Annotated in this window: 9 protein-coding genes; 3 read left to right on the top strand and 6 right to left on the bottom strand. The window is 45.3% G+C overall.

What is annotated here, in order from left to right; all coding sequences use genetic code 11:
• The first annotated feature begins 400 nt into the window (after window positions 1-400).
• From NI469_RS14455 to rluB, 3 genes are read left to right on the top strand one after another with little or no spacing between them, the layout of a single operon-like run.
• Complete coding sequence (locus tag NI469_RS14455; protein WP_253175590.1) at window positions 401-1,195, top strand: segregation and condensation protein A; 795 nt, start codon at window positions 401-403, stop codon at window positions 1,193-1,195.
• A complete protein-coding gene (gene scpB / locus NI469_RS14450; RefSeq protein ID WP_005104832.1) occupies window positions 1,192-1,782 on the top strand; it encodes an SMC-Scp complex subunit ScpB in 591 nt (196 codons plus the stop codon). The genes NI469_RS14455 and scpB overlap by 4 nt, the downstream gene beginning before the upstream one ends.
• Window positions 1,783-1,823: 41 nt before the next feature.
• A complete protein-coding gene (rluB, locus tag NI469_RS14445; protein WP_004646093.1) occupies window positions 1,824-2,876 on the top strand; it encodes a 23S rRNA pseudouridine(2605) synthase RluB in 1,053 nt (350 codons plus the stop codon).
• Window positions 2,877-2,932: 56 nt separating this feature from the next.
• On the opposite strand, the gene NI469_RS14440 is transcribed toward rluB, so the two are convergent.
• The 6 genes from NI469_RS14440 to NI469_RS14415 are packed head-to-tail and all read right to left on the bottom strand — an operon-like array spanning window position 2,933 to window position 12,399.
• Window positions 2,933-4,669 (bottom strand): ABC transporter ATP-binding protein, encoded by a 1,737-nt coding sequence (locus tag NI469_RS14440; RefSeq protein WP_253175589.1) that lies wholly within the window; start codon window positions 4,667-4,669, stop codon window positions 2,933-2,935.
• Window positions 4,670-4,679: 10 nt separating this feature from the next.
• Window positions 4,680-5,831, bottom strand: a complete 1,152-nt coding sequence (locus NI469_RS14435; protein ID WP_253175588.1) for an ABC transporter permease — start codon at window positions 5,829-5,831, stop codon at window positions 4,680-4,682.
• 7 nt (window positions 5,832-5,838) lie between these two features.
• Window positions 5,839-6,777 (bottom strand): ABC transporter permease, encoded by a 939-nt coding sequence (locus NI469_RS14430; RefSeq protein WP_004279216.1) that lies wholly within the window; start codon window positions 6,775-6,777, stop codon window positions 5,839-5,841.
• A gap of 12 nt (window positions 6,778-6,789) precedes the next feature.
• Window positions 6,790-8,796: a M3 family metallopeptidase gene (locus NI469_RS14425; RefSeq protein ID WP_253175587.1), complete on the bottom strand. Its 2,007-nt coding sequence runs from the start codon at window positions 8,794-8,796 to the stop codon at window positions 6,790-6,792.
• A 20-nt stretch (window positions 8,797-8,816) separates the two neighbouring features.
• A complete protein-coding gene (locus NI469_RS14420; RefSeq protein ID WP_253175586.1) occupies window positions 8,817-10,619 on the bottom strand; it encodes an ABC transporter substrate-binding protein in 1,803 nt (600 codons plus the stop codon).
• A gap of 22 nt (window positions 10,620-10,641) precedes the next feature.
• The gene (locus NI469_RS14415; protein ID WP_253175585.1) at window positions 10,642-12,399 is read right to left on the bottom strand and encodes an ABC transporter substrate-binding protein; all 1,758 of its coding nucleotides are present in this window, start codon (window positions 12,397-12,399) and stop codon (window positions 10,642-10,644) included.
• Between the last annotated feature and the right edge of the window lie 341 nt (window positions 12,400-12,740).

Genomic DNA, 12,740 nt, shown 5'->3' with positions numbered 1-12,740 from the left:
CAAGGATTATCTCTTGAATTAAATAATTTTGCTGATTAATTTAAGATCAAATAAATTGTACGTTTTTTGATTTATGACGGAAGTCTAATGTATTGATCGAGTTTTGAAGTGAATCAACTGGCATCATCTACCAGATAAGCTTAATTATGAGAGCCAATTTAGCATGAAAATCACCGCTGCATTTCCCGCCCGATTCTGCCATTTTCCTTTGTGCTATTTTAAAATCGCAGATAAATTCCATTATTTTTTTAAGTTTTTATGGCTTTGACGGCTTATTTAATTTATTTAAAGTTACTTTTCCAGTACAATGACAACGCTTAATCCTGTGCTTTTCTTTCGATCAGATACCGAAAATCAAGCCTTTGCATGCCTTTGAAAATTCGCGTGGCCTATAATTGTAATGACTCAAATTATCCATAACACTATGGAATCTGCTCCGCACATTCGGGTTCTGGATGAATGGCAGGATACAATTCCAGAGGATCTGTACATTCCTCCAGCGGCATTTGAAATCTTATTAGAACATTTTGAAGGCCCACTCGACTTTTTAATTTACCTGATTCAAAAAAACGGTTTTGATCTGTTACAGGTCGATATCGCGCCGATTGCAGCGCAGTATTTGTCTTATATGGACGCGATGAAATCCCTGAATATCGAGCTGACGGCCGATTATATGGTGATGGCAGCCTTACTGGCAGATCTGAAATCGCGTTTGCTTTTACCTAAACCAAAAAGCCTGACTGCGATTGAACAGGATCCAAAACAAGAACTGATTGACCGTTTAGAAAATTATTTAAGAATTAAACAGGCAGCAGAACGTCTGGGGCAGATGCCAATTCTGGAACGAGACACTTTCACCACTAACGTCAGTCTGGGTGAAATCCAGCAGCCGAATGAAGGCTATTCAAGCGATTTATTGCGTGATGCCTTGCTCTGTATATTTAATCGTCCTGAACCCGTGATTCATCAGGTACAACAGGAACCGGTACTGCTGGAAGAACGAATTGCCTATATTGAAAGTTGTATTGAAACTGGCGAAGTACTTAGCTTTAAGGCCTTGTTAAAACCGAGCCAAGGCCGTATGGGTATGGTGGTGACCTTTATGGCGGTGCTGGAACTGACCCGACAACAAAAAATTCAGATTATTGCTACAGGTATTGAAGCCCCGCTCGCGATTCAAGGAGCCAGTCAATGACACTCGATCAAAATACGCTTTTATCTGCAGAAGATAATCTGCATGAAGTATTAATGCAGCTTGAAGCTATTATTTTTGCCAGCGACTCTGCTGTTTCATTGGCGCGTCTGAAAGAAGCTTTTCAGGATCGCTATAGCAAACAGGAATTACGTCAGTATTTACAACAACTTTCCATGCTGATGCATGGCCGTTCAATCGAACTGATTGAAACAGCACAAGGTTATCGTTTTCAAGTACGTGCAAAATATCGTAATATTATTGCACAGACCTGGCCAGAGCGACCGGCTCGCTTGTCGCCTTCATTACTGGAGACACTTGCGGTGATTGCTTATCACCAGCCAGTGACTCGAGCGGATATTGAACAGATTCGTGGTGTTACGAATAACAGTCAAAACCTGCGTACGCTGTTTGACTGGAACTGGATTAAAGAGTCCGGATTTCGTGAACTCCCTGGAAGACCTGCGTTGTTAATGACAACGCCACAATTTTTAAATGCGTTTGGCCTGAATAGTTTGGGCCAATTGCCTCCCCTGCAGGATGCCAAGGAAGCTTTTATGGCCCTCGATGCGAATGCACCGAAGTCATAAATAGGTGAACTGTTGATAATTATTTCTAAGGTTATGCTGTCATGAGTGAAAAGTTGCAAAAGGTGCTTGCACGCGTTGGTTTGGGTTCTCGCCGTTATATGGAAGAAGTCATTGCCGCGGGTCGTGTAAGTGTCAACGGGCAAATTGCCCAAGTGGGTGAACGAATCGAACCAGGTGATGAGCTTCGCATCGATGGTCGTAAAGTTGCCTTTCAGATTGAAGACGAAATCCGTCGTCGTGTCATTATCTATTACAAGCCTGAAGGCGAGATTTGTTCACGTAGCGATCCTGAAAACCGTCCGACCGTGTTTGAACAGCTGCCTGCTATTCCGGGCGATCGCTGGGTGATGGTGGGTCGTCTGGATATTAACTCGACCGGTCTACTCTTGTTCACAAATGATGGTGAACTTGCGAATCGCTTGATGCACCCATCGAATGAAATCGAACGTGAATATGCAGTTCGTGTCATGGGTGAAGTTACACCACAAATTCGCAATAACATGCTCAAAGGCGTAGTGCTTGACGATGGTCCGGCAAAATTCGAATCTTTCTCTGAACTGGGCGGTGACGGGATCAACCGTTGGTTCCAAGTCGTGGTGAAAGAAGGTCGTAACCGTGAAGTCCGTCGTATCTTTGAATCACAAGGCCTGAAAGTCAGCCGTCTACTACGTACCCGCTATGGTACTGTGATTCTGCCACGTGAATTGCGTACTGGTCGCTGGATTGAACTGGATAAAAACGATATCGACAACCTGACCAAAGCTGTGGAATTGAAGCCACGTCAAGGCACTGGCTTGTTTGGTATGGCGAAACGCCGTAACGAGCGTATGCAGGACAAACCGATGGCTGCACGCCGTGGTGGTTTCTTGCGTCAGCAACGTCGTGACAGTGATGAGCAACCACAAAATAATACTGGCCGTGAGCGTCGTGATGACAATGCTTATGGTCGTCGTGACAGAGCTGAAAACCAGAATGGCACTCAGTTTGTGCGTCGTGAAAACCGTCCGGATCAAGGCTTTGGTCGTCGTGAAGAGCGTGATGAAAATGCGCCGCGTCGTCCATACGGTATCAACAAAGGCTTTAAAAAGTTTTAATTAAGATAAATAAAAAAAGTCAGGCACATTGCCTGACTTTTTTTATGCCTTATGCATCAGGCACTTTGTGGAATCCCTTGCGGAATGGCACCGAGTAAACGCTTGGTATATTCATGCTGTGGAGATTGATACAATTCATCTGAATTGGCGATTTCCACCAATTCACCATGATTCAGCACCATGATCTGATCTGAAATATATTTCACTACCGACAAATCATGTGAAATAAAGATATAGCTGAGTCCAAATTCATCCTGTAAATCTTGCAGTAAATTCAGCACCTGCGCCTGTACTGAGACATCCAGTGCCGAGACCGATTCATCGCAGATCAAAATCTCAGGCTTTAAGGTCAGGCAACGTGCGATTGCAATCCGCTGACGCTGACCACCGGAAAACTCATGCGGGTAGCGATAAAAAGCCTGAGCAGGCAAGCTGACCCGTTCCAGCAAATCCAGAGCCATTTGTTTGCGTTCGGCATCATCCTGACCAATCTTGTGAATCTGCATCGGTTCCATCAGGATTTGCCCTACGGTAAAGCGCGGATTCAGAGAAGCATAGGGATTCTGGAAAATGATCTGGATTTTACGTTGATACTGGGTAAATTCCTGTTCCGACATGTCCAGAATGTCCCGACCCTGAAACAGTGCCTTACCGCCCGTAGCCTTTTGCAGACGCATCAGCAACAAGCCAATGGTGGTTTTACCCGAACCGGACTCCCCGACCAACCCCAAGGTCTTGCCTTTGGCCAGCTGAAAAGAAACTCCTTTTACTGCTTGAAACTCATCTTTGCCAAACAGTCCTTTACGACTATAAAAAGATTTTTGCAGATCCCGTACATCCAGAATAATTTCCTCTCCGCCCTTTAGTCCACGTGAACGTTGCGGAAGCTGAGTATTCAGACGAATATCTTCCAGCCAGGTTGAACCATCCTGTTTCATAAAATCGCTGATCATCGGCAAACGTAACGGACGTTGCGAGAGTTGCGGGCGGCAGTGCAACAAGGCTTTGGTATACATGTCCTGAGGCCGGTCCAGCACCTCCCGAACCGGACCCTGTTCACGGATTTCCCCATGGCGCATCACAATCACCTGATCGGCAATTTCACCAACCAATGCCAGATCATGGGTAATAAACAGCATCGACATCTGACGACGCTGACGTAGCGATTCCAGCAAGTCCAGAATCTGCTTTTGAATAGTCACATCCAGAGCGGTGGTCGGTTCATCTGCAATCAACAGTTTCGGTTCACAGGCAATAGCCATGGCAATCATGACCCGTTGCTGCTGTCCACCGGAAAGCTGCCCCGGATAGGCATCAATTTTAGTTTCTGGCGCAGGGATCCCCACTTCTTTGAGGAGCTCCAGGGTACGTTGCCGCGCCTGTTTTTTATTCATGCCTAAATGTAGTTGCAAGATTTCTGCAATCTGCATGCCTACCGTAAATACCGGATTTAGCGAAGACATCGGCTCCTGAAAAATCATGGCAATGTCTTTGCCACACATCTGGCGCATTTCACGGGTTTTAAGCTTGAGCAGGTTTTTCCCTTCAAAGATAATCTGGCTATCTTCTGAAATACGTGCGCTTTCTGCCGGAAGCAGGCCCATAGTGGCCAGGGAAGTGACCGACTTGCCACTCCCCGATTCGCCTACCAGTGCAACCGTGGTATTGGCCGGAATCTCGAAAGAAACTCCTTTTACGGTTTCAATATATTCTTTATTTTCACCTTTAAAACTGACTCGCAGATTTTCTACGCGAAGTAGCGCAGGTGCTGTGCTTGGATTGATTTCAGACATCGTTGCGCTCCTATTTCAGTTTTGGATCTAATGCATCACGGAGTGCATCGGTAAACATCGAGAAAGCAGTCACCAATACCGCCATGGCGATTGAGGCTGCCGCCAGTTGCCACCATTTACCCAAAATCAACTCGCTTTGCGCTTCATTTAGCATACTGCCCCATGACACTACCCCGATAGGCACACCGAAACCAAGGAAGCTCAAAATGACTTCAGACTTGATAAATGCCACCACCAGAATAGACATCTGCACCAGGGCAATATGGCTGACATTGGGAAAAATATGGACAAACATACGACGCATATTACTCACGCCAATCGCCTTGGCAGCCAGCACATATTCACGTGCTGTATGTTTCATGTATTCGGCACGAACCAAACGGAAGACCCCGGTCCAGCCAGTCAGACCTAAAATCAGGATGATTGATAAAATACCTTTCTGCTGTAACACTGCGGCAATCGCCAAAACCAGCAACAGGTAGGGAATCGAGGTAAAGATATTATAAAACCAGTTGAGGACATCATCGACCCAGCCACCAAAGTAACCTGCTATTGCACCCAGTGCAGTCCCAATCAGTACAGCGACAAAGGCTGCAATCAGTCCAACCAGAATCGAGGTTTCAGCCCCCTTGATGGTTTTCTGTAAAACATCCTGACCCCATTTATCGGCACCGAAGACCAGACTTTGCTTGAGTTCCCCACTTTCATCCATCAGCTGGCCGCCGAGTTCCTGATTAATGGCCTTCATGTCTTCTGCCAGCGGATCGACCACTCCATAATAATCGATGCCTGCACCAGCACCCTGCTCAGCAGCAATTTCAGCATTCAATTCAGCAATGACATCTTTTAAAGGATCAACTGGATTGACCGGTAGAGGCACAGATTCTGTACCCTGTTCTGCATCAGATCCAGCCGGAACTGGCGCTGCACTGATAAAACTCGGCGGTGCATAGCTGACCGCTACTTCTTTATTCCAGTCTTTGGCAATCAGGCCGCTCATTGACAGTACCAGCAGCAGCAGATAAAACAGCACCACATACAGGGAAAACATGGCAATCCGGTCACGTTTCAAACGGCGCATGGCCAGTTGCCATAAGCCTGTTGAAGCCGATTCAGGTGCTGCTTCAGCCGCTTGTTCTTTTTTAAATATCGCACTCAGCATAATTCACCTACTTCAACTGTACACGCGGATCGACCCATTTATAGATCAGATCGGCGATCAGGTTGAATATCATGGTCGCAGCAGCGACATAGACCGTAATGGCTTTAATCACAGGAAAATCGGAACGTTCTACCGCAATAATAACTTCACGGCCAATTCCCGGAATACCAAAAAAACGTTCGATCAGGAAAGCACCGATCAGCAGTGCCGGAAGTCCTGCCATGACATCGGTAATAATCGGAATCGAGGCATTGCGCAAGACATGCACGCCCATGATACGGTTTTCACCCAGGCCTTTGGCACGCGCAGTACGTACATAGTCCTGATTAACTTCATCCAGTACGAAACTACGATACAGGCGTAGTGTTGGTGCAATACTTACCACCAACATAATCAGCACAGGTAACAAGGCATATTTGAAAAGATTATCGGCGAAATTATCACTCCAGCCCTGTACCGGAAACCAGCTCAATTCATAAGCCAGGAAATACTGGAACACGATGATGTATACCAGAATACTGATCGACATACCGATCGTACACAGCATCATGATCATGCGATCAGTCAAAGAACCACGAACCGAAGCCACCCCCAAAGCCAAAATGATAGAAATAATAGTTTGCAGAATGGTCAGTGGAATCAAAATGGTCAGTGAGGGCCCCAAACGGGTAGTGATAATCTGTGCCACCGACTCCCCGGTGCTCCAGCTCACCCCATAATCAAAGGTTAAAATCTGCTTGATAAAGATCCAGAGTTGTACGTAATACGGTTGATCCACACCCAGTTGCTGACGGATGTTTTCAATCTGTTCCGCATTGGCCATTTTACCGGCCAGAATATAGGCAGGGTCTCCGCCTACCCAGTTAAACAGCAGGAATATCAGCAAAATCACCCCGAGCATGGTCGGGATCATTTGCCAAAGCCGTCGAATAATATATGCCAGCATCGCTTGTCTTCCTTAATTTTTTCCAGAGATTTCATTAAAGAAAGCTTTGCTGTCCGGATCACGACCCAAGAAGTCTTTCACCATTTGCTCGCCATGCTTTTGACCACCTTGAGCCAGGACCGTATTGCGATAATGCGCACCGACTTTCTTGTCCATCAGCTGATCGCCAAAGGAGGAAAGCATATCCAGGGCAATGACCTCAGACCACATATAGCTATAGTAACCTGCCTGATAGCCGCCCATCAGATGCCCGAACTGTCCCGGGAACTGCTGACCGTTAACATAACCCAAGGCAGTTTTACCTTCCATATCCTGCCAGAGTTTTAAAGGCTCAATGTTTTTTGCATCTTTACCATGCAAGGCCATATCATATTGGGCATATAAAGCCTGACGGGCATAATGCAGGCCTCGGCCGTAATTCTTCACATTCTTTAAGCGCTCGGTCATGGCAGCATCCACCCGAGGACATGCCGGCTCACAGTAATCTGCTACTTTTGACAAGGTTTCCAGACGGCGTGCCCACTCTTCATACATCTGTGATGGTGCTTCTACAAAGTCACGCTCTACCGAGGTACCAGACTGTTCTGTATAGCGGGTCTTCGAAAGAATCCCGTGCAAGGCATGACCCATTTCATGCACAAAGGTTTCCAGTTCATTGCTGTTCAAGCCCTTACGGTTAAAATTGGTCACCAGTACCGATACCGGACGACGCTGATTCAGGGTACTGCCGCCATAAGCTCCCCAGACAGCTGCATGCCCATATTTGCCTTCACGCGGGTATTTATCAACATATAATCCGCCCAGGAATTCGCCCGTAGCCTTGTCATGTACCGCATAATATTCCACTTCATCATGCCAGGCCTTGACTTTCACCGGCTTGAACTCAATGCCATAGAGTTCCGAAGAAATAGCGAATAACCATTTTTGCGATGCTTCTGTCGGGAAATAATCCCGCAATTTTTCCTGGTCTACCTTGTATTTGGCCTGACGCAGTTTTTCACTCCAATAACCCTGATTCCAGCGTGTAATTTCTGCTTTCTCTAACGGAACTTTTAAAGTTTCAGCCTTGAACTGGCGTAATTGTTCTACATCCTGCTTTTCTAGAGGTGCAACTTTGGCATAAACCTCATCCAGAAAACCGTTCACTGCTTCAGGAGTTTTGGCCATACGGAATTCAAGCGCAGAATGAGCATAGCTTTCCTTATCAAAAAGTTGTGCCATTTCATAACGCAGATCAATGGCATTTTTCATGAATTGCAGGTTTTGTTCGGTCCCGCGACGCGTGTAAGCAGTCTGGTAACGTTTGCGTGCTTCATCACTTTCTGCCAGCTCCATAAAAGGCTGGTATTCCGGATAATCAAAGCCAAGCAGATAATTGCCCTTTTCATTTTTCTTTAAATTTGCGATGTAACTTTCTGGCAGGCCTTTCATTTCAGCTGGAGTAAATTCAACTTTTTCAGGGTTATCTCGCACATTTTTGGAAAAGTCCTGCCCCAGTTTGGTACTTTCTTCAATAATTTCTTTCAGTCGTTTCTGTTTTTCTGCACTGAGTTGTACCCCGGTATTCTCAAACTGTTCCAGAATATCTTCTAAAAATTTCTGATCAATCGGATCGCTGGCTTTCAGTTTCTTGAACTGGGCATACAGTTTAGGATTCTGATACAGGGTGGTCTGGTATTTGCTGATTTTAAGTTCACAGTCATCGGCTGCCTGACGCAATGCAGGATCCGGATCGACATTACTATATAGTCCTACTGCAGCACCGAAATCCCGGGCTTTGGCATGCAACTCATCCCATTCAGCCAGATAAGGCCCTGCCTTGGCTTTATTTTTAATTTTCTTATTTTCAAATATCTGGATATCTTTTTGCATGGAAGCCAGACTGGCATCACATAAAGACGGAATTTCTGCAGCCTTGAACAATGGCAGCAGCTGTACTTGGGTATCTGCCGCTACACCCTGATATCCCCCCATTATCATTAAACATAAGGTACTTAATTTTAAAGACTTTGATTTCATATTCATCTCCAGATTTTTTCTTACTTTTTCGTATTAATATCGATATACATCCATTCTGAAGACAGAATCGGATGGGACTTATGTCCAATAATTTGGGGTTGGGTCAAGGCATTACGGTAGGTGCTATAGAGCATCAGGGTCGGCATGTTGACTTCGAGAATCCGGGTCATTTTGCGATAAAGCAGATCACGCTCAGGGCCTGGCGGCATGCTCTGGGTTTGTTCGTATAGACGGTCGAATTCAGGATGTTTAAAGCAGGCATTGTTGGTGACATTGACATTCTTGCCATAGAACAACTGCATAAAGTTGTCAGCGTCTGGATAATCGGCAATCCATGCAGAACTCTTGAACATGGTTTTACATTGCTTTTCCAGCTTGATGCCTTCAGCGAATGGCATAGCCTTACTGGTCAGCTGAATATGAATACTGTCCAGGGTCTTTTTCCAGAACTCACCCTGTTGCTGGCCCCGACTGGTATTCCCAGTAATCAGTTCAATCACCAGAGGTTTACCTTCAGGTGTCTTTCGCCAGCCATCTGCACCGATCTTGTAGTTATAGCGGTCGAGCAACATGTTGGCTGCTTTGACTGAATAGGGAATACTGCTTTTATAAGCAGGCGAATAGCCGGCTATCCCTGGCGGAACAGGCATATGCAGTTTTGCTCCATCTCCCTTAAGTAATACATTGATCATGTTTTCCACAGAAAATGCCATCGCCATGGCACGACGTAAGGCAATTTTTTCTGGCGCGAAACCACCCACGACCGGGTTTTGCATATTCCAGTAATGATAACTAATGGAGGGCTCTAAAATACGTGACAGCTTCACTCCCTGCTGAGCCAGCTCAGGCTTTAATTTGTCACCATCGAGGGCCTGAACGACGATATCACCCTCAATTTCGAGCAAGTCCAGTTCATTTTTCTTAAATGCCAGCATCCGGGATTGCGCTTCTTCAATAACACGCACATCAATAGTACCGATTTGAGGCATTTTTTTGCCCTGCATGGCTTTTACAATGGCCTGATCTTCTGCACCACTGGCTTTAAAGTCCCAGACAAAACCACGATAAGCCGGATTTGGTTTTAAGATAATCCGTGAGCCGGGTGTCCAGCGGCTGAGCACATAAGGACCAGTTCCCACTGGCCTATTCATGACCCAACCCGCCTTGTCTTTATATTTTTCAATCACTTCACGAGCTACTGCAGCGGCAGGCCCATGTGCCAGCAACATCGGAAAATTCTGATCCGGATTATTCAGCTTTAATACCAAGGTATAGCGGTCTGGAGTCTGAATACCTTCAAACGGATTTTCATAGGCTTTGCCATTCTTTTTGGTGAGGACCATCCATGCTTCCAGCCCTTTAATTCGGCCATCCAGCAACCAGCTGTTCGGTGAATGCAGCTTTGGGTCCAGTAGACGTTTCAAGCTATAAGCATAGTCATACGAAGTCAGTTCACGTTTTTTACCGCCAAAGACCGGATCATTGGCAAAATAAATACCCTTTTTGATTTTGATGGTATAAGTCAGGCCATCCGCACTGACTTGAGGCAGACTGACCGCAGTCAATGGCACTAATTTTGCTGGCGAGGCCAGATAATCATAGGTAAATAAGGTTTCAAAAATCGCGGCATTAATTTTGGCTGAATAACGGTCCTGGATATAACCCGGATCAAAACCGGTTTCAGCTGCCAGAAATACTGTTTTTAAAACCTTATTCGGGTTGGCAGGATTGCTGGCCCATGTCGATGCACTCCCTGCCATCATCAAACCGGCCACTAACACCCCACTGGCCAGTTTTTTTAAAGTATTTTTATTCACATTCATACTGGTTCTTAATCTTCTCAAGTTATTTTTTAACAGGTTCAATATCCATATATTGCCAAACTGCTCTGGTCACCGGATGGGCCTTAAAGCCCTGTACATGCGGATGAATCAACCAGTTGCGTATACGGGTATTGTGCAGAATCCATGGATTATCGGCCTCCATCTGACGGTTCATCTGCTCATAATATGGCGTCCGCTGCTGCGGCGGCAGTTTCATCGCGGTCTGGTACAATGCGTCGTAGGCTTTTGAGGTATAGCAACTCAGGTTGCCTTGCTGCGCATTTGGCCCATACAGTAACTGGGCAAAGTTTTCCCCTTCCGGATAGTCCGCAATCCAGGCTCCCCCCCACATCATATGTTTGCATTGGGTGGCTTCTTTTAGATTGTCAGCAAAATTACTAACCTTGAACTCAATTCGCACCCCGATCGCATCCAGATTCTTTTTCCATAACTCTGCAGAAATCACCGAAGAGCTTGAGCTGGTTGAATTCATTTTTAGTGTCAAAGGTTTGCCATCAGGCAAGGTTCGGTAACCATCAGCGCCTTTCTTATAGCCAAAGCGGTCAAGCAGTTTATTGGCCAGTAATGGGTTATAAGCAATACTGCTTTTATACGTCGGGTCATGTCCACCCACGCCCTCTGGCAAAATCATTTCAGCTTTATCGGCATGACCTTTGTACAACTGCTGGATAGCTTCTTTCTGGTTATAGGACAAGGCGAGAGCACGACGTAAGGCAATTTTTTCCAGTGAATTCCCACCAATTAACGGATCACGCATATTCATGATGGTATAGGTAATTTCCGGTTCTTTATTCGGATAGTGCAGGATGCCTTTTTTCTTGTATTCACTTTTCAGCTGCTTATTTTCCAGTGCCTGTTCGGCGCCGCTCGCAGTGAGTTTGTCATAGTCCAGTTGTCCAGACTTTAAAGCCAGCCAGCGAGACTGTTCCTCTTCAATAATACTGATTTTGACCTTGCCAATTTGCGGCATCTGCTTGCCTTGCATGGCTTTGATAATACGTTGATCCCATTCGGAACCATCGCCCTTAAAGTTCCAGACAAAACCGCGATAATTCGGGTTGGCAGTCAGTTCAATACGGCTACGCGGAACATATTTGTGTAACTGATACGCTCCTGTTCCAACCGGATGCTGACCTGCCCGATGACCATAATGTTCGATCGCTTCCCGTGCGGTACCACTAAAAGCCACATAGGCCAGAATATATGGAAAATTCAGATCGGAACGGGTCAAGGTGATTCGTAAAGTATATTTATCTAGTGCTTTTAAACCGGGAATAGGCGCATCGTAGTTGAACTTGCCAGTTTTTTTAGCCTGCTGGATGACCTGATCTGCCCCAAGGATTTTTCCATCAATAAAAGAAAAAGAAGGAGAATGATTTTTGGGATCCATGATCCTTTGCATGGAGTAGATATAATCACGCGCCACCAGTTCACGCTTCTTGCCCTGAAATACAGGATCAGGACTAAAATAAATTCCTGGCTTGATTTTAAAGGTATAAACTTTGCCATCCTGCTCAACCTTGGGTAAAGATTCGACTGTATTTGGAGCCAGGATTGCAGGCCGCGCCAGATAGTCATAACGCAACAAGGGTTCAAAAATGGCTTCAGCAACGCTACCACTATAAAAATTATAGGTTTTGACCATATCAAAACCATCATCAGGTGCTTCAAAAGCCAGGTTTAAAACTTTATCCGGATGTGCAGATGATTTTGCCCAGGAGGCTTGCCCCGTAGTCATGGCCAAGGCCAAAATTGTCATGCTGAAAAGTGCTGATTTCAAATTTGTACCTATTCTTGATCTTGAAGTTTTATTGCTATAGGAAGTCTTTAACACATCATCCCATATTTGCTTCAATGGATGGGTCAAAGCTGGACAGATGGAATAAAATGAACAAAGCGAATTTCATGCCATCCTCGAAAAATAACGATTTTTTCCTGTTATTAACTCAAAAAAGCTTATTTTTATTAATCATTTAAAACATTATCAATAACATAATATTTTCCATGAATCATTAGACTTCCTTCATAAATCATTTTTCAATCAATTTAATTGTTTATCTTTCACCCAATCTAAATTGTATATGCCAGCAAGTAAATTAA

Source organism: Acinetobacter lwoffii (assembly GCF_024129735.1).
Classification (GTDB): domain Bacteria; phylum Pseudomonadota; class Gammaproteobacteria; order Pseudomonadales; family Moraxellaceae; genus Acinetobacter; species Acinetobacter lwoffii_H.
This window is presented reverse-complemented; position numbering and strand designations above follow the sequence as displayed.